Source organism: Acidocella sp., from assembly GCF_013044125.1.
Classification (GTDB): Bacteria; Pseudomonadota; Alphaproteobacteria; order Acetobacterales; family Acetobacteraceae; genus Acidocella.
In genome coordinates, this window is the sequence record NZ_JABEVC010000065.1 from 1 (window position 1) to 25713 (window position 25713).

A 25713-nucleotide genomic window follows, 5' to 3' on the forward strand; every position below is an offset into this window, starting at 1 on the left:
GAACCGCCATGCCAAACTCCCTCGCGAATCGGCGATGCAAGAGAGAATCACATCAGCAAAACTCCGGGAACCCCCACGAGTCAGAAATCAGCGCCGTTGGTATCACAACCGTGAGAAAGCAGGGACGGAAACTCATCGACGTTTCGACGCAGCGCCCAGATCAACGTGCGCAAAACCTCCGCGCCGCCTGAAAGCCAAAAGAGGGGCAGTTACAAAAACAATTAACGAAGGTATGGTATGGCGCCTTCGCTAAGGCCATAATAGAGAAGATTTCCCACGCACCGCGCCGAACGCGCTACGCGCGCGCCGGGATTTTTCCTCTGGCACGCGCGCATTTTTGTCGCCGTCCGGACTTTTAGAACTTGACCGCGACGCCTGCGGTCAGGCTGTTGTCCGAGGCGCTGTAGCTGCCCGAGATGATCCCGGCTGTTGCTGCAGCGCTGTTGTTGATCGTGCCCCCCGGGGTGAAGATATGGGCGTAGGCGAGCTGCATATCGACGTTGCGCATGATCTGGTACTTCGCGCCGACGCTGAGGATATAGTGGTCCGCATCGGGCACGCGGGTTGTACGGTTGGCGTTGTCCACCGGGGATTGGTCATAGGCGAAGCCGCTTTGCAGCAGCAGTTTTTCAGTGGCCTGATAATTGACGCCGGCGCCTGCGTACCAGGTGTTGCGCCATTTCTCGACGATGCTGGTTAACGGCGTGCCGTTCGCGCTGGTCACGTTCAGGGTGTTGAACAACGACCAGTCGGTCCATTGCACGCTGGCCATCACGGCCCATCGCGGCGTGAGTTGGTGGTAGAGGCCGACGCTCAGGCTGTCGGGCAAGGTGATCGAGGTTTTGGCCGTGCCGTTATTGGCTTCGAGCAAGGCGGGGTATGGAGCCGGGTAGCTCCCCGGAACGGCGACGGTCTCGTTGCCGGTCAGATTGTGTTGAATGCGCGAGCGGTAGTCGATGCCGATGCGGGTCGCGTTGTCAAATTGGTAGAGTGCGCCAAGGTTATAGCCGATGCCGATGTCGTTGCCCTTGAGCGCGCTGACCGGATCCTGGCCGGTTAAAGCGCTAAGCGTGGGGACATTGAGCGCCTGGGTCAGCCGGGCGGAGAAATAGTCGAAGTTCGGGCCGCCGCCGATGGAGAGGTGGCCGTTTACCTTATAGGCCAGGGAGAGGCCGAGATTGATGTCCGTGATCGCGGAGACTAAGCTCTGGTAGCGGCCGACGAAATTTTTGGGATAGCTGGTGCGCTCGCCGTAAGGTGCGGTGATGCTCAAACCGGCCCATAGATTGGGCGCCAGCTTGAACACGCCGAAGGTGGCACCGCTCGCCGCCGGGGCCACTGCGTTGCCGCCGGTCACACCCGAGATGGTGCCCGCACCGTAGGGGTTGCTGTTGCTGCCGCTGAAGCTTGCCGTGGGGCCGATATAGCTGATCGCGCCGTCGATCTCGTCCTGGTTTAGACGGACCATGCCCGCCGGGTTGGACGCGGCGGTGCCTGCGTCATAGGCGTTGGCCGTCTCGCCCGAGAAGGCGTTGGCGAGCCAGTCCGCCGAACCTTCACGCAGGCCAAAGCCCGAGGCGAATGCGGCAGAGTTCAGGCAGGCCGCTCCGGCCAGACCCAATAGCGATGTAAAAATAACTTTGGACTGCTTCATGTTTATCAATTCCTTATCCTCCTTCGGGCATGACCTTGCTTTTGCCGCCGCTCTCTCATATTGTATGGAAGCATGCCCTATACGGCAAAGGATAGACCAATACAGGAGGTCGACGCAAGTGAAGTCTAACAGGTTCATTGCTAAAATTATCGTTTTTTGGTGTCTGGCCTTTGGGCTGTCGCTGCCTGTGGCGGGTTGGGCGCGGGCGCAAAACAGCCCGGCCGGGTGGTGGTTCGATCAGTCACAGCGGGCGGGAATACTTATTGCGCCTTGCGGCAAGGATTTGTGCGGGCGCATTGCATGGCTGCGTGTGCCGCTCAACAGCGCGGGCCAGCCCAAGACCGATATCCATAACGACAATCCCGCGTTGCAAAATCGTCCGCTCTGTGGCTTGCCGATGATCGGCGGGTTCACCCTGGACGCGCCTGGGACATGGTCCGGCGGATGGATCTATGATGCGGAGAACGGCAACACCTATAAATCTACCATGCATCTGACCGCCGATGGCAGGTTGCGTGTGCGCGGCTACATCGGCCTTCCGATTTTCGGGAAATCGCAAATTTGGACGCGCCCACATGCAGCTTTGCAAAATTGTGCCGGGAAGTAAGGAGGGATTTCCATGTCTGCTGCCGAAAACCAACGCGGGATCGAATATGTGCGCGACGGCGCGGTGCTGCATCTGCGCTTCGGCCGTCCGGCCAAGAAGAACGCCATCACCGGCGCGATGTATACGGCGATGACCGCGGCGCTGCACGCGGCGCAGGATGATCCGGCGGTGCAGGTGGTGCTGATCTCGGGCAACGGCGGGTGTTTTACCGCCGGGAACGATCTCAAGGATTTTATCGCCGCACCGCCGAACGATGCGAACGCGCCCGTCGTCTTGTTTCTGAAAACCCTGGTGGCGTTTGAAAAGATTCTGATTGCTGCGGTGCGCGGACCGGCGATCGGTATTGGCACGACGCTGCTGCTGCATTGCGATATGGTGCTGGCGGCGGAGAATGCGCGCTTCCAGTTGCCGTTTGTTGATCTGGCGCTGGTGCCCGAGGCGGCAAGCACGCTGCTGCTGCCGCGTCTTGCAGGATACCAGCGGGCGGCAGAGTTGCTGCTGCTGGGCGAGGCTTTTGATGCGGCGCGGGGATACGAGATCGGTCTGGTCAACCGTGTTGTTGCCGATTCGGACTTGGATGCGGCGGCCCTCGATGTGGCGCGGCGCATTGCCGCCAAGCCCAGGGCGGCGGTGCTGGCGACCAAGCAGTTACTCAAGAAACCTGGGCAGGATGTGCAGGCGCGGGTGATGGAGGAGATCGAAGTTTTCCGCGTACAATTGCAATCGGCCGAGCTGCGCGACGCGATCGCCGCATTTTTTCAGTCCGGAACCTGAACCAGAACGGAGATATTCAGATGAGTATTCCTGGATTTTTACAAAACCGCCTGTCTCTGCCCGTGATAGCGGCGCCGATGTTCATTCTCTCCGGGCCGGAGTTGGTAATTGCCCAGTGCAAGGCGGGCGTTGTCGGCGCGTTTCCTGCGCTCAATGCGCGGCCGGCGGCGATGCTGGAAGACTGGCTGGCGCGCATTACCGAGGAACTCGCGGCGCATGATGCTGCGCACCCGGAGCGGCCTGCGGCACCTTTTGCCGTCAACCAGATTGTTCATCGCAGCAACGAACGGCTGGAACATGATGTTGCACTCTGCGTCAAATACAAAGTGCCGATCGTCATCACTTCTCTTGGCGCGCGCAACGATGTCAACCACGCCGTGCACAGCTACGGCGGGATCGTCCTGCATGATGTCATCTCGGTGCCTTTCGCGCGCAAGGCGGTCGAGAAAGGCGCGGATGGGTTGATCGCGGTCGCTGCCGGGGCGGGTGGACATGCAGGCACGCTCTCGCCCTTCGCACTCGTGCAGGAAATTCGCGTCTGGTTCGACGGGCCGCTCGCACTCTCGGGCGCGATTGCCACGGGGCGGGGGATTCTCGCGGCGCAGGCGCTGGGCGCGGATTTTGCCTATATCGGCTCGGCGTTCATCGCCACCGAGGAGGCCAACGCCGCCGCTGCATACAAGCAGGCCATTGTTGAAGGCGTTGCCGAGGATATTACCTACACCAATTATTTTACCGGCGTGCATGGCAATTATATCGCCGCCTCTATTCGCGCCGCCGGGCTGGATCCCAAGAACCTGCCGGTTTCAGATCCGTCGCGCATGGATTTCGGCGCGATGGCGGGCGCAGCCAAGGCGTGGCGCGATATCTGGGGGGCGGGACAGGGGATTGGCGCGGTGCGCGAGATTGTCCCCGCCGCGACGAGGATTGCGCAATGGTGCGAGGAATATCGCGGGGCAATAATGGAAATTAACGAAAACGCGACCGCCTGGTGTTAAGGGAGCCGCCATGAGAGATTTTGATTTTAGCCCAGTTCCGGTAGGCGATATTCTTGATCAGGCGGTACGCCGCTTCGGCCCGCGTCCGGCGATGGATTTTTTTGGACAGCGGACCAGCTACGCGCAGCTTGGACGCCTGGTCGAGCGCGCCGCCGCCGGGTTGCAAGGGCTGGGCGTCAGGCGGGGTGTCAATGTCGGGCTGTGCCTGCCAAATTGTCCGTATTTTGTTGTCATGTACTACGCCATTCTCAAAGCGGGCGGAACGGTGGTAAACTTCAACCCGCTTTATACGGCGCACGAAATCCAGGCGCAGGTGCGCGATGCGCAAGTCCAGATCATAGTCTCGCTCGATCTTGCGATGATTCACGACAAGATCGCGCCGTTGGTGGAAACGGGCGTGCTCCGGCAGGTGATAGTTTGTCCGATGGCTGCGGCGTTACCCTGGCGCAAGGGGATTCTATTTCGTCTATTTAAGGCTAATGATATTGCAATAATGAAGCCGGGAGCGAAATATTTTCGTTTCGAGCAATTGATCGCGGGAACGCAGATGCTCGCTCCGGTGGTGATTGATCCGGGCCGCGATATCGCGGTGTTGCAATTTACCGGCGGCACGACGGGCACCCCCAAGGCGGCGATGCTCACGCATGCGAATGTCGGCGTCAATGTCGCCCAGGTTCGTGCGGTAATCCCGCCGGTGACCCTTGGGGCGGAGCGGTTTCTCGCGGTGCTGCCATTCTTTCATGTGTTCGCGATGACCGCGATTATGAATCTCGGTCTGGATATCGGGGCGGAATTGATTTTGCTACCCCGTGCGGAAATAAAGCCGTTGATGGCCACGATCCGGCGTACCCGCCCTACCTTGCTCCCCGGCGTGCCGACACTCTTTACCGCCATCAGCAACGCGGCCGAAGTGGCAAAGCGGTTTGATCTCAGTTCCATCAAGTTCTGCATCTCCGGCGGCGCGCCGATTTCCGCCGAGGTCATGGACCGCTTCGAGCGGATTTCTCATAGTATTATCATAGAAGGTTACGGATTGTCCGAGACCTCTCCGGTAGTAACGTTCAACGTACCGGGCGCAGTCAAGCGCGGCAGTGTCGGACCAGCGGTACCGGGGACGGTGATCGAGATCCGCGACCGGACCGATCCTACCGTGCTGCTGGCACAGGGTGAACGCGGAGAGATCTGCGTGCGCGGGCCCCAGGTCATGCGCGGCTATTATCAGAAGCCCGCGGATACCAGAGCAACTTTCGTCGATGGCAGCCTGCGCACCGGGGATATCGGGTATCTCGACGAGGATGGGTATTTGTTCATCGTCGATCGGATCAAGGATCTAATTCTGTGCGGCGGGTATAATGTCTATCCGCGTGTCATCGAGGAGGCGGCGTATCAGCATCCCGCCGTACAGGATGCCATCGCCATCGGTGTGCCCGACAAATATCGCGGCCAGGCGCCAAAGCTCTACGTCTCGCTGCGCCCAGGGCAGAGCGCGACAGAGGCGGAGATTCTGAAATTTCTTGCCACCATTCTAAATAAAATCGAAATGCCGAAGGTGCTGGTAATCCGCGCCAGCCTGCCCAAGACGATGGTGGGAAAGCTCTCCAAGAAAGAACTCGTGGCGGAAGAAGCGGCACACCAGCAGCCGGACGTATAAAAAAGGCTCTGAATCAATCTCGGTGCAATTGAGACCAGAAACCTATTCGTCCGCGATATTGTCCTGAATCTCTTTGGAAGCTCAGAAATGCGTGCTTACCGCGGTCGAAATTCGTTGAGGCCCCTGGAGTTGGCCACTGGCCATGTCAAAACGCTTATCGATTGACACGTCGAAGCAGTTTCCACGTTGCTTGGCGCGCTGATCGCCCAGGGGCCGTTTGATGCCCGCCCGGCGGATTTCGCTGATATCGGCTATGTCCGCGCCGTGCTCAAGGGCCGGGTACGAAGCCACAGGGAGGCCACCGCCAGCACTGCCAGCCGAGGGCGTGCTCGAGATGGTCTATGGCTTCCAGGCCACGCCGTGGCTGCTCATCCACCCCAATGTGCAGTATGTCATGGATCCAGGCACTTTTGCCTATAAACATACCCCCAATGCGTGGGCCTTCGGCCTCCAGATCAAGGCGGCACTGTAAACGTGCCAGAAAACCAGGTCTCGGGCTGGTTTTCTAATATCCTGGGTCAATCAGGCAGGATCTGCCGGTGGTTTAGCGTCAAATTTCTTTGTCTCGAAGGCATTTTCCGCAGGCATGCCGACGGTTCATGCAAGTATACGCTCAATACGCAGCACGTTGGTGGTGCCGGCGATGCCGAATGGTTGTCCGGCGGTGAGAGCCATGATCTGCCCGGCGGCGCCAAGCCGTTCCTCGACAACGATCCGGCTGGCGAGTTGTACCACATCCGTCATCGCGTTCATGGCGCCGGCAACGCGCGGGCGCAGCCCCCAGGCAAGGCACAAGCGGCGTGCCACCTCGATGGACGGCGCGAGGCATAAAATCGGCGCGCGCGGCCGTTCCGCAGCGGCGCGGAACCCGGTATTTCCGGTTGTCGTATAAGCAACGATGGCTGCGGGCTGCAACGCCTTTGCCGCTTGGCGCAGCGCCGCGCAGATCACGTCTGATACATCGCTGCGGCCAGCATCGCGCCCGCTTTCCAGCCCGCTCCAGAAATCGTCGTCTGATTCCACGTCGCTGACAATGTTAGCCATCATCGCCACGGCCTGCACCGGATAATGCCCCGAGGCCGTTTCCGCAGAAAGCATGACCGCATCCGCACCCGCGTAAATGGCAGTCGCAACGTCCGAGGCCTCGGCCCGCGTGGGGGTTGCCGCCGTGATCATTGATTCCAGCATTTGTGTTGCAACGACAACAGGTTTTCCATAGCGCCGGCATGTGCGCAGGATACGGCGTTGCATGCGGGGAACTACCTCGGGCGGCATTTCCACGCCGAGATCGCCGCGCGCGACCATGATGGCATCGGATTTTTCAACGATGCTATCCAGGCAATCGAGCGCTGAAGGTTTCTCGATTTTTGCCATGATCCGCACGCTGGTTCCAACGAGTTCGCGCAATTCGTCGATATCCTCGGGCCGCTGCACAAAGGAGAGCGCGATCCAGTCGGCGCCGATATCCAGGGCGATTTTCAGGTCAGCGCGATCTTTGGGGGTGAGCGCGGACATAGGCAATGTCGCGCCGATGACGCTCACGCCTTTGCGTGGCAGGAGGCGCCCGCCGATCACCGTTCTGGCGGTGATGCGCCCTGCATCGGCGGACAGCACATCAAAGCGCATCTTGCCATCGTCAACAAGCAGTATGACGCCTGGCTTGGCGGCGTTGAAGATTTCGGGATGCGGTAAGGGAATTGATGAAATTTCCGTGCCTGTGCCGTCAAGGCTGAAGGTAATTTCTTGATTTTCTTGCAGGTCGAAATGCCCTGGCGCCAGCATGCCGATCCGTAGCTTTGGCCCTTGCAGGTCAGCCAGTACCGCAAGCGGACGGCCAAGCTCTGCCTCAACTTCGCGGATGGTGTCCATCCGCAGCTGATGATCCGCATGCGACCCATGGCTGAAGTTCAACCGGAAAATATTGGCGCCTGCCGTAGCAAGTTCCCGGATTGTTGCTTTGTCAGAGCTGGCCGGGCCAAGGGTGGCGATGATTTTGGCATAACGGTGTTCGTACATTCAGTCCTCGCTTATTATTGTCGGTGCGGTTTTGGCGCTGGGTCGGGAGTGCGCGGGATTCAAGAACTGCTATCGGCCCAGGTGCGGCCGTCGCGCTCAATCAGCGCGATGGCTGCCTAGGGGCCCCAGGTGCCAGCTGCATAAGGCAGGGGGAGCTCGGCGGCAGGATGGCTCCAGGCTTCCAGAATCGGGTCGATCCAGCGCCATGCGGCCTCCACCTCGTCGCGGCGCATGAACAACGTCTGGCTGCCGCGCACCACGTCCAGCACCAGGCGTTCATAGGCGTCGGGGTTTCGCAGGCCAAAGGCTGTGGCAAAGCTCATATCCAGAGGTACCTGGCGCAGCCGCATGCCGCCCGGTCCGGGGTCCTTTATCATCAGCCAGAGCTGCACGCCCTCATCAGGCTGCAAGCGGATGACTAGTTGGTTGGCGGCAACAGGCCCGGCCGAAGATGCGAATACGGAATGCGCCACCGGGCGGAAAGTGATGACGATTTCCGATACCCGCGTGCTCAGCCGCTTGCCGGTGCGCAGATAAAACGGCACACCCGCCCAGCGCCAGTTTTTTATGCCGGCCTTGATGGCGACAAAAGTCTCCGTCGTACTTTCATCCAGTTCCAATTCTTCAAGATAGCCGGGTACAGGGCCACTGACTGATGCGCCGGCGCGGTACTGCCCACGCACCACGTTATGCGCGGCATTCGCGGCGGTGATTGGTTCCAGCGAGCATAGTACTTTCACTTTTTCATCGCGCATGGCGCCGGCGTCCAGCCGCGCGGGGGGTTCCATCGCCACCAGGCAGAGCAATTGCAACAGATGGTTTTGCACCATGTCCCGCAGGGCGCCGGCGGTGTCGTAATATCCGGCGCGGCCTTCCACGCCCAGACTCTCCGCCACGGAGATCTGCACATGGTCAATATGCGCGGCATTCCACAGCGGCTCGAACAACCCATTGGCGAACCGCAATGCCATCAGGTTCTGCACGGTTTCTTTCCCGAGGTAATGATCGATCCTATAGGTCCGTTCTTCGGGGAACACACGCCCGATTGCCGCGTTGGCTGCCTGGGCGGAGGCTAGGTCGCGCCCTACCGGCTTTTCCACCACCACACGCGCGTTGGCTCCGGCGAGACCAAAGCGCCCGAGACGCTCGCAGATGGGACTGAACAGGGCAGGGCCGGTCGCGAGATAGAAGACGGTGACGCGGTCCTGAAACGGCTCCAGCGCCAGGGCAAGCTCATGCCAGCCATCCTCTCCCAAGGCTTCCACCGCAACATAGCGAAGCCGGGTCAGGAAACGCTCAACAGAGGCGGCATCCCGCTCTGAAGGTGGAACATGTTCTTCAAGCGCCTGGCGGGCCAGGATCTGAAACTCCCCCTCCGCCATTTGCGTGCGCGCTACGCCGATGATGTTGGCTTCATCGGGAAGTTGCCCCGCCACGGCGCGTTGGAACACCGCCGGCAGCAATTTCCGCCGCGCCAGATCTCCGGTGGCGCCGAATACAACCAATACAAAAGACGATACAGGTATCACACGGCTTGTCATGGATGACATCCTCCCAGGATGTTTATTTGACCCTTAAAAGAATGATAGCGATTTCGGGTGGCGCCGTAAAGCCGCTACCAGGTCAGGCGCGGATAACGCTCGGTTCTTCCAGAAAATGTTGCAGCGCAATTGCGATTCCTCCCATGGGGATCGCGAACTCCTGCAGCGTGGAGAGGGCGATGGTCATTCCGCTGTGGATCTCCGCCAGGGTGTTCTCCTCGAACGCCGGCCGGCACGCGGGCAGCAGGAATTCCGCCAGTGCCGCCATGCTGCCTCCCAGAATAATGGAACTCGGCGCGAGCAGATTGGCAAGATTGGCCAATCCAAGGCCAAGGTGCTGCCCAGCTTCCTCCAGCGTATGCAGCACGATTTCGTTCCCGCTCAGCGCGGCGGCCCGTATTGCCGGAATATCCTGCAGCGGCACTCCGGACTCGGCGAGGCGTTTGAGGACCGCATGCTCTGAAACATACGCCTCGAAGCAGCCTCGTGCGCCGCAAGCGCAAGGCCGGCCATGCGGTACGAGCTTCATATGCCCCACTTCGCCCGCCAGACCGTGCGGACCGCGATAAATGGCGCCACCCAGATACAACCCGCCGCCGACGCCCGAACGGCCGGAGACGTAGACAAAGTCTGACGTATGCTGGCAACTGCCAAATATATGTTCTGCAAGAGCCGCGGCCTTGGTGTCATTTTCCAGGTGCACGGCCACGCCAAGCCCGGCGGTGAGCACGCCGGCCAGATCCGCGTCATGCCAATTCAGTGCTGGCGCCAGAGCGATCCTCCCGTCCAGCCCGACCAGGCCGGGTACACCAATGCCCACGCCTGCAAGGCGTTTGCGCGGTATGCGAACCTGTTTTAATAGCGCAATGATACCTGATTTGATGGCGCTTGCGGCCGCCTCCTGGCTCAAGCTGCCGGGCACACTCAGCGAGCCGAGCCGCGCACCGGAGAAGCTTGAGAGGACGATATGGATCTCCTCCACCTCGATGGCGGCGCCGGCGAGCACGCCGCTGGCCTCATTGATGAACAACGTTGAGTTAGGCCGCCCCGAACGGCCCGTTGGTGCCTCGGGTTGGCGCAAAACCAAACCGTCCTGTTCCAGGGTCGCAAGGATGATGGAGATCGTGGCGAGATCAATTCCGGTGATCTTGGACAGCCCCCGCGGCGAGATACCGGGCTGCTTGTGAATGCCATGAAAGACGCGTGCTGCATTGATGCGCCGGATTGTGTTTGAATTGATTTTATTTTTGAGCATGGCTACAGCTTTGTAGCTCAAGCATTGCAGCGCGGCAAATTGTAAATTGACACGGCGGGACGCCAGCCATATTTTTTGAGGTTAAAATAATTTGGATGTGCCCGGCACGCGCCGCCCGATTTTGACAGCTTCCGGCTGCTTAGGGGTTCTGTCACATGCTGGTCCAAACAATAAAATATTCAATAGGATGAGAGAAATGCCTGTTAGGGAAATCCATCAAGGAGGGGAATGCGGACATCATCCAGGCAGCGGGACGCGGTGCGCGGCGCGACATCAGTTATAACCTGGGTACCCCTTGCGTTTTCAGCTTGCAGTTTGGATAAAATATCGCCAAATTCAGCGGACTAACCAGCGAGGACTGATTTCGCGTAAACTGCCCCGAGGCAGAAGGCCGCTCCGGTGCAACCGGGCCGGCCTCTTTCGTTTCCAGAGGATGTCATGACGAACGATTTTCATTCCCGTATTCTTGCGATCGACATTGGCGGTACCAATCTGAAGGCGGCGCTGCTCAGTGAGGACGGCCGGATACTCGGTGATCCGCTGCGTTGCGCGACGCCGCCGGAGGCGACGCCGGCATTAATGCTGGAGGCACTCAGGGCGCTCATCGCACCACTTGGCGATTATGAGCGCATATCCATAGGATTTCCTGGTGCAATTCGCCGTGGAATCATCCTCACCGCACCTAATATCGGAACGGAAGCTTGGCATGGTACAGATTTTGGCGCGCTTGCCACGGCTTGTTTCGGCCGGCCAGCACGCCTCGCCAACGATGCCATGTTGCACGGCCTGGGCGTTATCACCGGCGAGGGGATCGAACTGGTACTAACGCTGGGTACTGGCATGGGGTTTTCGCTCTTCCGTGGCGGTATTCCCGCCCCGCAGATTGAGTTTGGCCGCCACACGGCTGGCGAGGCGCCGACATATGATGACTTCGTCGGCGACGCCGCGTTGCGCCAGCTGGGTATGGAGGCATGGAAAGGACGGGTAAAAGAAACGATTTCACGTTGTGCCGCGTTGGTGAATTTTGACATTCTGCATCTGGGAGGCGGCAATGCGCGGCATTTTGAAGCCGGAGAATTGCCGGCCGGCGTGCGTCTGGCGGTGAATGCGGCGGGACTTACGGGCGGGATGAAACTCTGGAGCCCGGAGATGGATGTGATCTTCCGGTAACGCTTTCAGGCAAGGGGTAAATAAAAAAACCATCCGGAATTTCCGGATGGTTTTTTTTTGGCCCGGCGCTGCGGCGAAGCGGGTTAGACCCGGCCGGAGCGTAGCCGGCGCTGACGCAACAGCGTGTCGATCGTGATCGCGACCAGCAGGATCGCCCCCTCTACGCCGAAGCGGATCGAGGAAGGCGCGCCGATCAGATCCATGCCGTTCGTAACGCTGGCAATCACCAGCGCGCCAAACAGCGCGCCATAAACTGAACCACGTCCGCCAAACAGGCTGGTGCCGCCGATTACGGCTGCCGCGACGGCATTCAGCATAATGTCACTGTCACCGACCGTGGCGGAAGCCACACCGAGGCGTGCGGCATCCAACAGTCCGCCAAGTCCCACGAGCGCGCCGGCAATCGTGAAGGCGGCAAGCTGGATAAAGCGGACATTGATGCCAGAGCGCCGGGATGCTTCGGCATTACCGCCCACCGCATAAAGATGCCGGCCAAAACGAGTTGATTTAGTAACGAACGCGCATGCAAACAGCGCGCCTAGAAAAATTAACAGCAGCCATGGCACGCCACGATAAGCGCAGAGCGTACCAACGGCTGCGACCAGCAGAACAAAAAGTGCTGCGAGTTTGACGAAGAACACGCTGTGCCCTTCTCCTGCGCCGCGCTTCATCCGTCCCATGTGTTGCGAGACCATTACCCCAGCGAAGACGGCGAACAGGCCGAGCGAGAGAATCCAGCTCCATGTGGGAGCGATATTCAGTGTGCCGATCATGGTCGAAAGATTATCCGAAAGCGGTATCGAACCACCATGAGGTGTCAGCATGGCGAGGGAGACGCCCTCCGCGATCATCGCGCCACCGAGCGAGACCACGAAGCTTGGTACGCCGACGCGCGAGACCAGTAACCCCTGCAACAGCCCTACGATCACGGAAGCGCCGATCCCCAGCCCGACACATGGCCATACCGGCCAGTTAAGGAACACAGTGGTCACCGAGAACACGGCGGCGGCCACGACGCTGCTCCAGCCGATTGAGAGGTCGATCATACCGAGCAGAATGACGAAGGTTTCCGCCAGCGCCAGCGTTCCGGTAACGACGATCTGGGCAGAGAGATTGCTTATATTGCGCGGCGTCAGAAAATGTGGGTTCAGAATTTCGAACACCACCCAGATGACGATGAGCGCTGCGATCACCGGCGCCATGCCGAGATCAGATGATTGCACCAGCTTCTGTGTCCAGCTGCGCACGGGAGATTGAGTCTGCGTTGTTGATGTCATGTCTTTTGCATTCACGGTCATGCCGTGCCTCCCACAGTCGTCCGCGATCCGGTGATGCAGCCGACGACGATTTCAGGTGTTAACTCGCTCTTACGCGCTTCCAGTACGGTCTCGCCCAGGCGCAGGACCACGACGCTGTCAGCAACTTCGAAAACATTGTGCATATTATGCGTAATTAGGATCACTCCGAAACCTTGGGCGGCGAGATCGCGCACCAGACGCAGCACTTCGGCGGTCTGGGCGACGCCAAGTGCCGCGGTTGGCTCATCCATGATCACGAGCTTGGTGCCCCAGAGAACAGCGCGCGCGATTGCCACGGCCTGACGCTGCCCGCCTGAGAGGGAGGAAACATGAGTGTCGAGCGAGGGTAGATTTACCCTTAGCGTCTTCAGAACACGCAGCGCCTCGGCTTCCATGTCCACATCACGCAAAATTCCAAAAGGCCAAAGCACGCGCTCGCGGCCGAGAAACAAATTGGCGCAGATGCCGAGATTGTCGCACAGCGCCAAGTCCTGATAAACGGTCTGGATACCAAGGGCGTTGGCATCAGCCGGGCGGCGGAGGCTCACCTCTTGGCCTTCGAGAATGATGCTGCCGCTATCGGCCGGAGCGGCACCGGAAATCGCCTTGATGGTCGTGGACTTGCCCGCGCCATTATCGCCGAGCAGGGCGGTCACTTCGCCCTTGCGCACGGTAAAGCTTACGTTGCGCAGCGCCGTCACAGCTCCGTATTTTTTATGCAGGTTTCGTACACTCAGCAGTTCTGCCGTGGACATTCCTTTGCCTCCTTGAAAAAAAGATGCCGCTCACATGCGCTGTGAGCGGCATCCTGTAAACGCGGTTACTGACCCTTGCACAACGCCGTATTAGCGGCGCCGCCAACGCAAATATCAGCCAGCTTGGTGTAGCCGGTCTTGATCACGGTGGAGCCGATGTTGTCTGCCGTCACCACCACTGGGGTAAGGAGCACGGACGGGACCTTGATTTTGCCGTTGTTCACGTGCGCGTTGATGAGACCAGTTGGCGCCGCGCCGGTGGCGCCAATGGAAACGGCGAGCTGAGCAGCCACGGCAGCTTCCTGTGGCACATACTTGAACACAGTCATGGATTGCTGCCCTTCGAGAATGTAGGTCAGTCCGCCATTGGTTGCATCCTGGCCGGTCACCGGCACCTTGCCCGCCAGACCCACCGCCTGCAAAGCGCGGATCGCACCGCTGGCTGTGCCGTCGTTTGCGGCGAGCACGGCGTCCACGTTGTTGCCAAGCCGGGTCAGGGCCTGCTGGGTCTCCTGGAAGGCGTTCTCCGGGCTCCAGTCTGGGGTCATCACGGAATAGACGATCTTCAGCTTGCCTGCTTTAACCAGGGGTTTGAGAACTGAGAGCGCGCCATTGCGGAAGTCAAAGGCATTCGGGTCGGTCGGCGCGCCGCCGATCATGATAACATGGCCGCCGGGCTTGGTATGGTCGGCGATATATTGTCCCTGCAGCTCGCCAACCTTCACGTTGTCGAAGGATACATAAGCAGCAGGCGTGGAATCCTGGATCAGCCGGTCATAAGAGATCACCGGCACCTGGTTGCGCTTGGCATAAGCGACGATGGCAGCACCCGCCTTGCCGTCTACCGGATCGACCACCAGCACATTGGCGCCGTTGGTGATGGCTGATTGCGCCTGGTTGAGCTGCGTCGCAGGGTCGCTGTTGGCGTTGGAGACGATCAAGTTCACGTTCGGATCGGCAAGTTTCGCCATCTTGGTGAATTCCGGACGGTCCACCTGCTCATAGCGCGGCGAAGAGTTCTCCGGCATCAGAAAAGCGATGGTGATCGGCTTGGCGCTGATCTGAGTCACGTCGGGCATCGCAATGGTCTGCGCGGCAGCGGGCATGGCCGCCGCTAGCCAAAACGGCAAAGTCGCAGCAATGTAATGTTTCTTTAAAGACATTTGTGTTTTCTCCCAAAAATATTTGTACGCGCCTTGGGAAACGACCGGCTCCACGGGGGTGTTTGCCTTGGACGGAAGGACGTTTCCCTAATTAATTTAACCCTCGCACAAATTAGCGGTAATGGGTGGGCAGAGGTCTGTCAAGAAGAATTCATCCAGTTTTCCTTGGCTCTGGCAACCATGGCCAACCCGCCGTGCCGCCAAGCCAGACCGCATGTGCCGCGCAGTTGGGCAGGCTGGCCACATCTGGCGGGCGCCTGGCGGCTGCGGGTAATCCCATATTCCATATTTGGCCAAGCCTGGGCGCCGCGCCACGAAGGGGCGCAGCAAACGCCCGCGAACGTATGCTGATAATGCTTCGCTCATTTTGTTGGCCGTAATGGCTGCATTTGGCCTCGCTTGTGGTTAAGGCTTGTGTTGCGGCGCACCACGCTTAGCGCGCTCTTATTTCATCCCTTTAAACCATTAGGTCCACGGCTTGCCGGCGGCGGTTTTTGGCGGCGATGTCAGCTTAAGAGCGGAGAATTGGAAAATTTTGAGGGTGGTGATTTCTGGAAATTTTTAAGTATTTGGATAATATAATCATCATTTTTTGAGTTCTGCAATAATTTATTTTCAGGTCGTTCTGAGTTATTTCGCGCCGCCGTCCCGCATGATATTTTACAATAGGTGAGGATTGCGGGCAGGGCTGTGCTGAGAGTCCCCGGCGGGAGGGCAAGCCTATTGGTTCCAGATGGGATCCTTGAGCTTGGCCACGAAGGCGGCGTGCGCGGCGAGCGAGTCATCATCCAAGATGATCGGCCGGGGTGTGCGGGGGCCTGTGCGTTCATACTGTGCGAAGGAGAGCACCTGCTCTGTCTCCAAGGTCAGCCCGCGCTGGCGGCCGCCGGTAAGCTCCACATAAACATCCGCGAGCAGTTTACAGTCCAGCAGCGCGTTATGCGTGGTGCGGGCGGAGAGGTCGATACCAAACCGGCGGCAGAGTGCGTCCAGGCTGTTGGGCATGCCGGGGAAGCGGGCTTTGGCCATCACGAGCGTATCGACCATGCGCGTGCGCTCGAGCTTAGGGCGGCCAATGCGGGTGAGTTCGAAATCAATGAAGGCGAAGTCGAACGGGGCGTTGTGCGCGACCAGGGGGGAGTCGCCGAAGAATACCAGCATCGCCTCGGCGACCTCAGCGAATTTCGGCTTTCCCTCGACATGGGCGTTGGTGATGCCGTGGACGCGCGTGCTCTCGGTGGGGATGTCGCGTTCAGGGTCCAACAGGGCGTGGAACTGCTCGCCGGTGGGTAGATCGTTGATAAGTTCGATGGCGGCGATTTCGATGACGCGGTCGCCGGTGAGCGGCTCGAAGCCGGTTGTCTCCGTGTCGAATAAAACGCTCCGGCTCATGTGCGCAATTCCTCTACAATACGGCAGATAGCCCGGATCGCCTCGAATTTTGAAAGTCCGGTGGGGATGATATGGTCGGCGCGGCGGCGCTTTTCAGCGTCGGGCGTCTGACGGGCGATGATGGATTCGATCTGCCCCAGTGGCAGGCCGCGTTTGAGTACGCGGGCGATCTGCACATCGCGCGGGCAGGAGACGGTGATGACACGGTGCACGCGGCGGTAGGCGCCGGCTTCGAACAGCAGGGGGATGTCCAGCAGCACGGCGCGGCGATGGGCGCGGAAGGCCGCGGTGCGGAATTTTGTTTCTTCCTGGTATACCAGCGGGTGCATGATGGCTTCCAGCCGGCGCATCGCCGCATTGTCGCCGAGCACAAGGGCGCGGAGCCGGCCGCGATCGAGGACGCCGTTGCGAACCGTACCTGGAAATGCACTGGCCAGCGCGGGGATGGCGCGGCCGCCAGGGGCCTGCAACTGGTGTACGGCGTCATCGGCGTTGAAGCAGGGGATGCCGTGGGTGGCGAACATTTTTGCCACAGTGGATTTGCCCATGCCGATACCGCCGGTGAGGCCGAGGACGATCATCCGCCGGAGACGATGCGGTAGAGTTCGTCATCAACCGCGGGGGTAACGCCGAACCAGGCTTTGAACCCCGGAACAGCCTGGTGCAGAAGCATGCCGAGGCCTTCGACGGCTGTAAGGCCAAGTGCGCGGGCGGCTTTGAGGAGCTCGGTTTCCAGTGGGGCGTAGATGATGTCCGCCACGGCGAGCGCTGGATTGGCGGCTTCGAGCGAGATATCCAGAGGTTCGTGGTGGACCATGCCGAGCGAGGTGGTGTTCACCAGCAAGGCGTAGTCACCCAATGCGGCGCTGCGATACTCCCAGGGCAGGACGTTTCCCGGCGGGAGTGCGGCGGCCAGGGCGGCCGCGTTGCGCTCCGTGCGGTTGCAGAAGGTGACCGGTGCGCCCTCGTCCTGCAAGGCGGCGGCAATGGCGCGGGCGGCGCCGCCCGCGCCCAGAATGAGCGCGGGGCCGGCGGCGGGGTTAACCCCATGGGCGCGCAGGTTGGCGAGGAAGCCGTAGCTGTCGGTATTGAAACCCTCGATGCCGGTGCTGGTGAACACAAGCGTGTTGACCGCGCCGATCCGCGCCGCGCCGGGGTCGATACGGTCGCACAGCGCCATGACGGAGATTTTGTGCGGAATGGTGACGTTGAGACCTGCGAATCCGGCTTTGGCCAGAGCGGGTATGACATGCGCCAGATCCGCCGGGCTGATGGGCAGGGGCAGATAGGCGCCGTCTATATCATGGCGGTTCAGCCAGACGCCGTGGAGCCTGGGGGAGCGGGAGTGGGCAACCGGCCAGCCGGTGACACCGGCGAGACGGGCGGAGCCTGAGAGGAGTCGCATGGCGTGACACCACCACGGCGCCATGCGCTTGCCAAGAGCAACAGCAGCGCAAGCGGCGTGGCATGGGCATATTGTGGTGCCCAAGGCAGCATTCCAGGGCCGAACCAGATAAGGAAGAGGACCACTGGCTCGAACGGGGCGAAGCCTGTGGCAAGGCGATCTTCGACGATCAGCGCGACTGCCAGGGCTGCCCCGAGCAGGTCGTAATCATGCAAATAGGGGCTGGCGAGCGCGGAGAGGATGAGCAGCGCCGGGACAGAGCGGGTTTGCGCGGCGGCGGCGATGGCGGCCAGGGTGGCTGCCCCCTGGATAAGTAGGGCCGGGTGCAGGCCGAGCGGGCGAGCCAGGGCGAAGACGCTGATCAGCCCGCCGGAGAACTCATGCGGCTGGCCGGTGAGCAGCACGTTGCTCATGGCCGGGCTGGTGAAGCGGATAAAACCGTCCCAGGCCGCGGGGCCGAAGGCGTAAAGCGAGGCGGCAGCGAGCAGGGTCGCGGCCAGGGCGGCGTAGGCGAAGGCGGCGGGGGCGCGGCGCAGCAGATAGAGCGGCAACACAAGGCCGAGCTGGGGCTTGACGGTGGCGAGGCCGATGAGGATGCCGCCCAGGCGCGGGCGGCTCTGAGAAAGCAACAGGCCGCCGCCGATGAGCGCCGTGAGCAGGGCGGCGTTCTGGTGCTCGAGCACGCTCTCCAGGCTGGCTGGGGCAAGCAGGACGGCGGCGGTGAACCACCAGGATTTTTTCGCGAGGCGCAGGGCCAAAGCCAGGAGGGCGAGCGAAAACGCATCGAACGCGAAAACGGCGCGCCAGGGCGAGAGCCAGTCAAACGCGGCGGCGAGCATCAGATATGTGGGGGGGTAGCTCCACAGGTGATAGGGCAGCTTGCCGTATATGCCTTCAAGAAAGCTCTGATAGGCGGTGTGGTCAAAAAGGATGGGGAGCTGGTGGTTGAGGGCAAGGAAGCCGCCGGCCCAGAAATCCAGACCATCGCGCAGGGCCTTGCCGGCGAGGCCGTGGCGCTGGCCCCAGAGGATGGCAAATGCCTCAAAACAGGAGGGGAGCGCGCAAAGCGCAACCACCAGGCCGAGTTTGAGGCGGGGCGATGTTTGACTATTCTGGTTCATTTGCGCAGTATTCCGTGCTTTCCTGTCTAGAAAGCACAATCATGATCGCCGCGCTAATGCCGAACTACAACCGTGCCGACATTGCCTTTGCTTATGGCGAGGGAGCTTGGCTGTTCGACGAGCGAGGCCGCAAATTTCTGGATTTCGGCGCGGGAATCGCCACCTCCTCGCTGGGGCACGGGCATCCGCATCTGGTGAACGCGATCGCCAGGCAGGCCGCGAAGGTGATCCATGTTTCCAACCTGTACCGTGTGCCGGGGGCGGAGTTGCTGGCGAACCGGCTGGTGGCGGCGAGTTTCGCCGATTCGGTGTTCTTCTGTAACTCCGGCGCCGAGGCCAACGAGGGGCTGGTAAAGGCCATGCGCAAAACCTGCGCCGATGCCGGGCAACCGGAACGCTACCGGGTGATCTGCTTTGAGGGCGCGTTCCACGGCCGCACGCTGGCGATGATCGCGGCGACCGGGAACGCGAAATATCTGGCCGGATTCGGGCCGCTGGTGGACGGGTTCGACCATGTCCCCTTCGGTGACATCGCGGCGGTGCGCGCGGCGATCGGCCCGCGGACGGCGGGGGTGCTGATCGAGCCAGTGCAGGGCGAGGGCGGCGTGCGGCCGGCTTCGGTGGAATTTTTGCGGGCGCTGCGCGCGCTGTGCGATGAGCATGGCATTTTGCTCGGGCTGGACGAGGTGCAGTGCGGCATGGGGCGGACGGGCAAACTCTTCGCGCATGAATGGGCCGGCATCGAGCCGGATGTGATGTCCACCGCCAAGGGCATCGGCGGCGGGTTCCCGATGGGTGCGGTGCTGGCGAAGGAGCGCGTCGCCCAGGTGCTGGTGCCGGGTAGCCACGGCACCACGTTTGGCGGCAGTCCTCTGGCGGCGGCGGCGGGCAATGCGGTGCTGGATGTGATTCTGGCGCCGGGGTTTCTGGAGGGGGTGGAGGCTGCGGGGCGGTATCTGGGTGAGGCGCTGAGCGGATTGTGCGCGCGCTTCCCCCGCGTGTTCGAGAATGTGCGCGGCATGGGACTGCTGCGCGGGCTGAAATGTGTGGTGCCCAATACCGAGGTGCAGGCGGCGGCGATGGAGGAGGGCCTGCTCACCGTGGCGGCCGGGGAGAATGTACTGCGGTTGATCCCCCCCTTGATTGTGGGAACAGCCGAATGCGATGAGGCGGTGGCGCTGCTGGAACGGGCGGCGCAACGGTGTTTGGCTGGTGTGGAGGTTGGCGCGAAATGAGTGCGCTCCTGGAGTTGAGGGCCAACGGCCCGCGGCATTTTCTGGACCTGAAGGATTTCTCCGGGGCGGAGCTGCGCGCTCTGCTGGACTCGGCGGTGCGCCTCAAAAACACGCGGCGCAACGGCAAGAAGCCGCTGGCTGGCAAGACGCTGGCGCTGATTTTCGAGAAACCCTCGACACGGACGCGGGTTTCCTTCGAGGTGGCGATGCGCGAGCTGGGCGGGGATGTGATCGTGTTGTCCTCGCGCGATATGCAGATCGGCCGGGGCGAGACAATTGCCGACACCGCGCATGTGCTCTCGCGCTATGTGGACGGGGTGATGCTGCGCACCGACCGCGCGGCTAAGCTGCATGAGTTTGCCCAGCATGCCAGCGTGCCCATCATCAACGGGCTGACCGAGCTTTCGCACCCTTGCCAGATCATGGCGGATATCATGACCTTCGAGGAGCATCGCGGGCCGATTGCCGGGCAGGTGGTGGCCTGGGTAGGCGATGGGAATAATGTCGCGGTTTCGATGATCGAGGCGGCGGCGCGCTTTGGCTTCACGCTGAGGCTGGCCTGCCCGGCGGGGTATTGGCCCAACCCTGACGTGCTGGATTGGGCGCGCGACGAGAAGGCGGATGTGCGCGTGAGCATCGACCCCGAAGACGCGGTGGAGGGGGCGGCCTGCGTGGTGACGGATACCTGGCTGAGCATGGCTGATTCCGAGGATGAGGCGGCGGCCCGCGCGGCGGCGTTCGCGCCGTATCAGGTAACGGCGGAGCTGATGGAACAGGCGGCGGGGGGGGCGATTTTCATGCATTGTCTGCCCGCTCACCGCGACGAGGAAGTGTCCGCGGCGGTGATCGACGGGCCATGGTCGGTGGTGTTTGACGAGGCGGAGAACCGGCTGCATGCGCAGAAGGCGATTTTGGCGTGGTGCATGGGGTAGAGTGCGATCGTTTGAGGTTCGCTCAACCGAGTGAGCCGAAAGCGTGAATCGCCCTCGATGAAATGGCTAGCCTGATCGCACTTAAAGCGATCAGGCGCTAGCGAGCCAAGGATTTGGGGGCAATCCCCTTGCAGGAGGGGCCGGAGCACCCAGTTCAAGGGGACACCATGAAAGGTGATCGTCATGAAACTGCTGAAGGTTGAGGATTTGAACGCCCTGCCGGGCAAATGGACGCTCGCCAAAGACGGCAAATCGATCCACCAGTCATTCAAGTTCAACTCATTCGCCGAGGCGTGGTCGTTCATGTCCCATGTCGCGCTGCTGGCGGAGAAGATGGATCATCATCCCGACTGGTCGAATTCATACAACAAGGTGGCGATCACGCTGACCACGCATGACGCTGGCGGGGTGACGCGCAAGGATCTGGCGCTGGCGCAGGCGATTACGGATTTTGTCTGGGTGCCCGGCTAGGCACCTGGAGGTCTGCGGGGCCGGGAGATCACGGTTTCCACTGCGGCATGGCCGGGTGGAGAAAAAATCTCTTGTGTCCGGGTTATGGTTTGAATACATGGGACGCGTTGTTCAAAGGGGTTTTTTCGGTGCTTCGGGCCGGGGAAATCCGCTGCAAAGGAGCTATTTATATGAGTAAAGTGATCGGTATCGACCTTGGTACCACCAATTCCTGCGTTGCGGTCATGGAAGGCAAGGATGTCCGCGTCATCGAAAATTCGGAAGGTGCGCGTACCACCCCCTCGATGGTGGCGTTCTCTGATTCGGGCGAGCGGCTGGTTGGTCAGTCGGCTAAGCGCCAGGCGGTCACCAACCCGTCCAACACGCTTTATGCGGTCAAGCGCCTGATCGGCCGCCGCTACGAAGACCCCACCGTGACCAAGGATAAGGGGCTGGTGCCGTATGGCATCGTGAAAGGCGACAATGGCGATGCCTGGGTTGAGGCCAAGGGCGAGAAATATTCCCCCTCGCAGGTCAGCTCTTATATTCTGACGAAAATGAAGGAGACCGCCGAGGCGTATCTCGGCGAGACCGTGACGCAGGCGGTGATCACCGTTCCCGCGTATTTCAACGACGCGCAGCGCCAGGCGACCAAGGACGCCGGCAAAATTGCGGGGCTTGAAGTCCTGCGCATCATCAACGAGCCGACAGCCGCGGCCCTTGCCTATGGCATGGACAAGCGCAACGCCGGGACCATCGCGGTATACGACCTTGGTGGCGGCACGTTCGACGTTTCAGTGCTCGAACTTGGCGACGGCGTGTTCGAGGTGAAGTCCACCAATGGCGATACCTTCCTGGGCGGCGAGGATTTCGACCAGCGGGTCATTGATTATCTGGCCGAGGAGTTCAAGAAGGACCAGGGGATCGACCTGCGTAAGGACAAGCTGGCGCTGCAGCGGCTGAAGGAAGCGGCCGAGAAGGCGAAGATCGAGCTGTCGTCCTCGAAGGAGACCGAGATCAACCTGCCGTTCATCACCGCTGACGCCTCCGGGCCGAAGCATCTGGTGCTGAAGCTGACCCGCGCAAAGTTGGAATCCCTGGTTGAAGACCTGATCGAGCGGACGCTCGGGCCGTGCCGCGCCGCGCTGAAGGATGCCGGCGTGACTGCGGGCGAGATCAACGAGGTGATCCTGGTCGGCGGTATGACCCGCATGCCCAAGGTCATTGAGCTGGTGAAGAATTTCTTCGGCAAGGAACCGGCGCGCAATGTGAACCCTGATGAGGTCGTGGCCATCGGCGCGGCGATTCAGGGCGCGGTGTTGCGCGGCGATGTGAAGGACGTTTTGCTGCTCGATGTGACTCCGCTTTCGCTGGGAATCGAGACGCTGGGCGGCGTGTTCACCCGGCTGATCGACCGTAACACGACGATCCCGACCAAGAAGAGCCAGACCTTCTCGACAGCCGATGACGGGCAGACCGCTGTAACCATCAAGGTGTTCCAGGGTGAGCGCGAAATGGCCGCGGACAACAAGCTGCTTGGGAATTTTGACCTTACGGGCATTCCCTCGGCGCCGCGTGGCGTGCCGCAGATCGAGGTGACGTTCGATATCGACGCGAATGGCATTGTCTCGGTTCAGGCGAAGGATAAGGCGACCGGCAAGGAGACGCAGATCCGCATTCAGGCTTCTGGCGGTCTTTCGGATGCCGATATCGAGCGGATGGTGCGCGAGGCCGAGGAAAACGCGGCGGCTGACAAGGTGCGGCGCGAGGCGGTGGAAACCCGCAATCAGACGGAAGCCATGGTCAATCAGGTCGAGAAGACGCTGAAAGAAGCTGGCGACAAGGTTTCAGCTCAGGACAAGGGCGAGGCCGAGGCGGCCGTGGCGGCGGCGAAGTCGGCGCTCGAAGGCGGCGATGTGGAAGCGCTGAAGGCGGCGGGCGAGCGGCTCACGCAATCGGCGATGAAGCTTGGCGAGGCGATGTACAAGGCGACAGCCGAGGCGGACGCCGCGCAGGCGGCGCCGGGCGCGCAAGACGGGCCGGATGGCGAGAAGATCGTGGATGCGGATTTCGAGGAAGTTGACGACAAGAAGAAGTCCTGACCGCGCCGCGCCGTTAAAAGTTGAATGGATCCCGGGGCGCCGCCCCGGGATTTTTCAGTTATATAGAGTCGAGACAAGGAAAACCCTGCCGTTATGGCCAAACAGGATTATTACGCCACGCTCGGCGTGGAACGCGGCGCCAGCGCCGATGAGATGAAAAAGGCCTATCGCCGCCTGGCGATGCAGTATCATCCCGACCGTAATCCCGGCGATGCCAAGGCGGAGGCGAAGTTCAAGGAGCTGAACGAAGCCTACGACGTGCTGAAGGACGACCAGAAGCGTTCCGCCTATGATCGTTACGGCCATGCGGCGTTTGAGAATGGCGGCATGGGCAATGGCGGCGGCGGTTTTGGCTTCGAGGGCGGGCTCGGCGATATTTTCGAGCAGATGTTCGGTGGCGGCCGCCGTGGCGGCGGCGGGCAGCAGCAGACCGGGGCGGATATAAAAACCCAGGTCGAGATTGACATGGTGGAAGCCTTCACCGGCGTTAAGACCAATGTGCGTGTCCCTACGCGGATGACCTGCGATGCCTGTAGCGGCAGCGGCTCGGCGGATAAAAATGCCAGTGCTGAGACCTGCGGCACATGCGGCGGCGCCGGAAGGGTGCGCGCGCAGCAGGGATTTTTTCTGGTGGAACGCACCTGCCCAACCTGTGGCGGCTCGGGGCGCATGGTACGCAATCCGTGCCGGGTGTGCGCGGGCGTTGGCACCGTGCCGCGTGAGAAGACACTCTCGGTGCAGATTCCAGCCGGCGTTGAGGATGGCACGCGCATCCGGCTTTCTGGCGAGGGCGAAGCTGGCGGGCGCGGCGCGGCACCGGGCGATTTATATGTGCATATCACCGTGCGCCCGCATGCGATCTTCCAGCGCGATGGGGCGAATATTTTCTGCCGCGTGCCGCTGCGCATGACGCAGGCGGCGCTGGGCGGCGAGGTTGAGGTGCCGGCGATTGACGGCACGGCGGCGAAGGTGAAGATCCCGCCCGGCACGCAAACCGGGGACCAGTTCCGGCTGCGGGGCAAGGGGTTTTCGGTGCTGCGCAGCACGCAGCGAGGCGATATGTATATCCAGGTTGCGGTGGAGACGCCGCAGAAGCTGACACGCCGCCAGCGCGAGTTGCTGGAGGAGTTCGAGGCCGAATCCAAGAGCTATGGCGCGGGCAGCCCGGAGCATGAGGGCTTCTTTGCTAAGGTTAAAGATTTCTTTGAGGGGCGGGGTTAGCCGCCAGCCCGCTTTTTTGCCGTAATCGGGGGGTAGGTTTCGCTTCGATACGAACTGTAAGCTGCCCGGTAACCGCATTGCGGGACGCCTCCCGGGCATTTACATAAACCTTTGAAACCGAACGGCACTTTGCGCAGGAGTTGAGGATGTCACTCAAAAGAAAACTGGCCAATTTCGGACTGGCGCTGTTGCCGCTTGCAGCCCTGGGGGCCTGCAGCGTGGCGCCGCCGACCGGGCCTTCAGTGGTTGCTATGCCGGGGCCGGGAAAAACCTTCCAGCAATTCCAGCAGGATGATTATAACTGCCGTGGCTATGCACAATCGCGCATGGGCAACCCGGGGCAGGATGCCGCCAATGCGCAAAACAACGCCACGACGACAGCCGTGGCGGGAACGTTGATCGGCGCCGCCGCGGGTGCCGCTCTGGGCTCTCTGGGGGGAAATGTCGGGGCGGGTGCCGCGCTGGGCGCCGGAGCCGGCTTGCTGGGCGGAGCTTCAGTTGCGGGAAATAACACTCAGGCTGCTGCGGATTCCCTCCAACGCCGCTATGACATCGCTTATGCCCAATGCATGGTCGGAAATGGCGAAACGATTCAAGGTGGCCCTGCGCCTTCTCCCTATGGTTATGCTGCGCCGCCCCCGCCTCCGGGCTACTATCAGGGACCTGGCCCTTACTGAGCCAAGCTGCGATATTAACCTGATTGAACTAGCGGCGGGCGCCCCTCTCGCCGCACCCATGCGCAAACAGCGCTGGCGCCCTTGGTACTGGGCGGCGGCGGCTTTGTTGCATGTACTGGTCGTCGGGTTTTTCCTGCTGTTCGCGTGGCGGCATCAACCAGTGGAAGATAGCCAAAGCCCGCCAGGCATCTCCGTGGTGTTTGATAACGGCGGCGCGGCGCAGACCACGGCGCCGCCCGCCCCGGCACATGGGCCAACCAGTGTGGCGCAGGCACCGCCGCCTGCCGCCCCGCCGC

23 protein-coding genes and 1 pseudogene are annotated in these 25713 nt (G+C 61.2%); 13 read left to right on the forward strand and 11 right to left on the reverse strand.

All coding sequences use genetic code 11. From position 1 onward, the window contains the following. Positions 1–355: 355 nt before the first annotated feature. Positions 356–1654: an OmpP1/FadL family transporter gene (locus HKL97_RS03725; RefSeq protein ID WP_291422759.1), complete on the reverse strand. Its 1299-nt coding sequence runs from the start codon at positions 1652–1654 to the stop codon at positions 356–358. Between HKL97_RS03725 and HKL97_RS03730 the strand changes: the two genes are divergently transcribed. The 5 genes from HKL97_RS03730 to HKL97_RS03750 all read left to right on the forward strand — a co-directional run bounded on the left by HKL97_RS03730 (position 1653) and on the right by HKL97_RS03750 (position 6156). Beyond that, complete coding sequence (locus tag HKL97_RS03730) at positions 1653–2261, forward strand: DUF2147 domain-containing protein (protein WP_291422760.1); 609 nt, start codon at positions 1653–1655, stop codon at positions 2259–2261. The genes HKL97_RS03725 and HKL97_RS03730 overlap by 2 nt on opposite strands. Before the next feature lie 12 nt (positions 2262–2273). Further along, on the forward strand, positions 2274–3035 hold the full coding sequence (locus HKL97_RS03735; RefSeq protein ID WP_291422761.1) for an enoyl-CoA hydratase: 762 nt from the start codon (positions 2274–2276) through the stop codon (positions 3033–3035). 20 nt (positions 3036–3055) lie between these two features. After that, entirely contained in the window at positions 3056–4033 is a 978-nt protein-coding gene (locus HKL97_RS03740) for a nitronate monooxygenase family protein (protein ID WP_291422762.1), read from the forward strand. A 10-nt stretch (positions 4034–4043) separates the two neighbouring features. Beyond that, the gene (locus HKL97_RS03745; RefSeq protein WP_291422763.1) at positions 4044–5684 is read left to right on the forward strand and encodes a long-chain fatty acid--CoA ligase; all 1641 of its coding nucleotides are present in this window, start codon (positions 4044–4046) and stop codon (positions 5682–5684) included. Between the two features lie 334 nt (positions 5685–6018). Next, on the forward strand, positions 6019–6156 hold the full coding sequence (locus HKL97_RS03750) for a carbohydrate porin (protein ID WP_291422781.1): 138 nt from the start codon (positions 6019–6021) through the stop codon (positions 6154–6156). Positions 6157–6281: 125 nt separating this feature from the next. Here HKL97_RS03750 and pyk read toward each other — a convergent pair whose 3' ends face one another. From pyk to HKL97_RS03765, 3 genes are all read right to left on the reverse strand, one after another. After that, positions 6282–7700, reverse strand: coding sequence for a pyruvate kinase (gene pyk / locus HKL97_RS03755; protein WP_291422764.1), 1419 nt, complete (start codon positions 7698–7700; stop codon positions 6282–6284). Between the two features lie 116 nt (positions 7701–7816). Next, positions 7817–9241: a glucose-6-phosphate dehydrogenase gene (gene zwf / locus HKL97_RS03760; RefSeq protein WP_291422765.1), complete on the reverse strand. Its 1425-nt coding sequence runs from the start codon at positions 9239–9241 to the stop codon at positions 7817–7819. An 82-nt stretch (positions 9242–9323) separates the two neighbouring features. Further along, positions 9324–10496 (reverse strand): ROK family transcriptional regulator, encoded by a 1173-nt coding sequence (locus tag HKL97_RS03765; protein WP_291422766.1) that lies wholly within the window; start codon positions 10494–10496, stop codon positions 9324–9326. A 399-nt stretch (positions 10497–10895) separates the two neighbouring features. Here HKL97_RS03765 and HKL97_RS03770 point away from each other — a divergent pair, with 399 nt between their 5' ends. Then, positions 10896–11666, forward strand: coding sequence for an ROK family protein (locus HKL97_RS03770; protein ID WP_291422767.1), 771 nt, complete (start codon positions 10896–10898; stop codon positions 11664–11666). Positions 11667–11749: 83 nt separating this feature from the next. Here HKL97_RS03770 and HKL97_RS03775 read toward each other — a convergent pair whose 3' ends face one another. The 7 genes from HKL97_RS03775 to HKL97_RS03805 all read right to left on the reverse strand — a co-directional run bounded on the left by HKL97_RS03775 (position 11750) and on the right by HKL97_RS03805 (position 18800). Continuing rightward, positions 11750–12964: a sugar ABC transporter permease gene (locus HKL97_RS03775; protein WP_291422768.1), complete on the reverse strand. Its 1215-nt coding sequence runs from the start codon at positions 12962–12964 to the stop codon at positions 11750–11752. Next, the gene (locus tag HKL97_RS03780) at positions 12961–13719 is read right to left on the reverse strand and encodes an ATP-binding cassette domain-containing protein (protein WP_291422769.1); all 759 of its coding nucleotides are present in this window, start codon (positions 13717–13719) and stop codon (positions 12961–12963) included. Before HKL97_RS03780 ends, HKL97_RS03775 begins: the two co-directional genes overlap by 4 nt. Positions 13720–13784: 65 nt before the next feature. Continuing rightward, positions 13785–14936: a sugar ABC transporter substrate-binding protein gene (locus HKL97_RS03785; RefSeq protein WP_291422770.1), complete on the reverse strand. Its 1152-nt coding sequence runs from the start codon at positions 14934–14936 to the stop codon at positions 13785–13787. A gap of 666 nt (positions 14937–15602) precedes the next feature. Then, positions 15603–16274 carry a DNA polymerase III subunit epsilon gene (gene dnaQ, locus HKL97_RS03790; RefSeq protein ID WP_291422771.1) on the reverse strand — a complete coding sequence of 224 codons (672 nt, stop codon included), beginning with the start codon at positions 16272–16274 and terminating at the stop codon, positions 15603–15605. Then, positions 16271–16855 (reverse strand): dephospho-CoA kinase, encoded by a 585-nt coding sequence (coaE, locus tag HKL97_RS03795; RefSeq protein ID WP_291422772.1) that lies wholly within the window; start codon positions 16853–16855, stop codon positions 16271–16273. The genes dnaQ and coaE overlap by 4 nt, the downstream gene beginning before the upstream one ends. Then, a complete protein-coding gene (locus tag HKL97_RS03800; protein WP_291422773.1) occupies positions 16852–17679 on the reverse strand; it encodes a shikimate dehydrogenase in 828 nt (275 codons plus the stop codon). Before HKL97_RS03800 ends, coaE begins: the two co-directional genes overlap by 4 nt. Then, the gene (locus HKL97_RS03805; protein WP_291422774.1) at positions 17586–18800 is read right to left on the reverse strand and encodes a glycosyltransferase family 87 protein; all 1215 of its coding nucleotides are present in this window, start codon (positions 18798–18800) and stop codon (positions 17586–17588) included. The genes HKL97_RS03800 and HKL97_RS03805 overlap by 94 nt, the downstream gene beginning before the upstream one ends. 41 nt (positions 18801–18841) lie before the next feature. Here HKL97_RS03805 and HKL97_RS03810 point away from each other — a divergent pair, with 41 nt between their 5' ends. From HKL97_RS03810 to HKL97_RS03840, 7 genes and pseudogenes are all read left to right on the forward strand, one after another. After that, positions 18842–20035, forward strand: a complete 1194-nt coding sequence (locus HKL97_RS03810; RefSeq protein ID WP_291422775.1) for an aspartate aminotransferase family protein — start codon at positions 18842–18844, stop codon at positions 20033–20035. After that, a complete protein-coding gene (gene argF, locus HKL97_RS03815) occupies positions 20032–20967 on the forward strand; it encodes an ornithine carbamoyltransferase (protein ID WP_291422776.1) in 936 nt (311 codons plus the stop codon). The genes HKL97_RS03810 and argF overlap by 4 nt, the downstream gene beginning before the upstream one ends. Before the next feature lie 183 nt (positions 20968–21150). Beyond that, entirely contained in the window at positions 21151–21438 is a 288-nt protein-coding gene (locus HKL97_RS03820) for a 4a-hydroxytetrahydrobiopterin dehydratase (RefSeq protein WP_291422777.1), read from the forward strand. A 170-nt stretch (positions 21439–21608) separates the two neighbouring features. After that, positions 21609–23519 carry a molecular chaperone DnaK gene (gene dnaK, locus HKL97_RS03825; RefSeq protein WP_291422778.1) on the forward strand — a complete coding sequence of 637 codons (1911 nt, stop codon included), beginning with the start codon at positions 21609–21611 and terminating at the stop codon, positions 23517–23519. Positions 23520–23612: 93 nt separating this feature from the next. Next, a complete protein-coding gene (dnaJ, locus tag HKL97_RS03830) occupies positions 23613–24740 on the forward strand; it encodes a molecular chaperone DnaJ (RefSeq protein ID WP_291422779.1) in 1128 nt (375 codons plus the stop codon). A gap of 146 nt (positions 24741–24886) precedes the next feature. Beyond that, positions 24887–25417, forward strand: coding sequence for a glycine zipper family protein (locus HKL97_RS03835; protein WP_291422780.1), 531 nt, complete (start codon positions 24887–24889; stop codon positions 25415–25417). A gap of 58 nt (positions 25418–25475) precedes the next feature. Next, positions 25476–25713, forward strand: a pseudogene (locus tag HKL97_RS03840) (hypothetical protein); the annotation flags it as partial.

Coding starts and splice junctions, on each gene's coding strand:
- HKL97_RS03730 (WP_291422760.1), top strand. CDS start 1,653: ATGTTTATCAATTCCTTATCCTCCTTCGGGCATGACCTTGCTTTTGCC.
- HKL97_RS03725 (WP_291422759.1), bottom strand. CDS start 1,654: ATGAAGCAGTCCAAAGTTATTTTTACATCGCTATTGGGTCTGGCCGGA.
- HKL97_RS03735 (WP_291422761.1), top strand. CDS start 2,274: ATGTCTGCTGCCGAAAACCAACGCGGGATCGAATATGTGCGCGACGGC.
- HKL97_RS03740 (WP_291422762.1), top strand. CDS start 3,056: ATGAGTATTCCTGGATTTTTACAAAACCGCCTGTCTCTGCCCGTGATA.
- HKL97_RS03745 (WP_291422763.1), top strand. CDS start 4,044: ATGAGAGATTTTGATTTTAGCCCAGTTCCGGTAGGCGATATTCTTGAT.
- HKL97_RS03750 (WP_291422781.1), top strand. CDS start 6,019: ATGGTCTATGGCTTCCAGGCCACGCCGTGGCTGCTCATCCACCCCAAT.
- pyk (WP_291422764.1), bottom strand. CDS start 7,700: ATGTACGAACACCGTTATGCCAAAATCATCGCCACCCTTGGCCCGGCC.
- zwf (WP_291422765.1), bottom strand. CDS start 9,241: ATGACAAGCCGTGTGATACCTGTATCGTCTTTTGTATTGGTTGTATTC.
- HKL97_RS03765 (WP_291422766.1), bottom strand. CDS start 10,496: ATGCTCAAAAATAAAATCAATTCAAACACAATCCGGCGCATCAATGCA.
- HKL97_RS03775 (WP_291422768.1), bottom strand. CDS start 12,964: ATGACCGTGAATGCAAAAGACATGACATCAACAACGCAGACTCAATCT.
- HKL97_RS03780 (WP_291422769.1), bottom strand. CDS start 13,719: ATGTCCACGGCAGAACTGCTGAGTGTACGAAACCTGCATAAAAAATAC.
- dnaQ (WP_291422771.1), bottom strand. CDS start 16,274: ATGAGCCGGAGCGTTTTATTCGACACGGAGACAACCGGCTTCGAGCCG.
- coaE (WP_291422772.1), bottom strand. CDS start 16,855: ATGATCGTCCTCGGCCTCACCGGCGGTATCGGCATGGGCAAATCCACT.
- HKL97_RS03800 (WP_291422773.1), bottom strand. CDS start 17,679: ATGCGACTCCTCTCAGGCTCCGCCCGTCTCGCCGGTGTCACCGGCTGG.
- HKL97_RS03805 (WP_291422774.1), bottom strand. CDS start 18,800: ATGAACCAGAATAGTCAAACATCGCCCCGCCTCAAACTCGGCCTGGTG.
- HKL97_RS03810 (WP_291422775.1), top strand. CDS start 18,842: ATGATCGCCGCGCTAATGCCGAACTACAACCGTGCCGACATTGCCTTT.
- argF (WP_291422776.1), top strand. CDS start 20,032: ATGAGTGCGCTCCTGGAGTTGAGGGCCAACGGCCCGCGGCATTTTCTG.
- HKL97_RS03820 (WP_291422777.1), top strand. CDS start 21,151: ATGAAACTGCTGAAGGTTGAGGATTTGAACGCCCTGCCGGGCAAATGG.
- dnaK (WP_291422778.1), top strand. CDS start 21,609: ATGAGTAAAGTGATCGGTATCGACCTTGGTACCACCAATTCCTGCGTT.
- dnaJ (WP_291422779.1), top strand. CDS start 23,613: ATGGCCAAACAGGATTATTACGCCACGCTCGGCGTGGAACGCGGCGCC.
- HKL97_RS03835 (WP_291422780.1), top strand. CDS start 24,887: ATGTCACTCAAAAGAAAACTGGCCAATTTCGGACTGGCGCTGTTGCCG.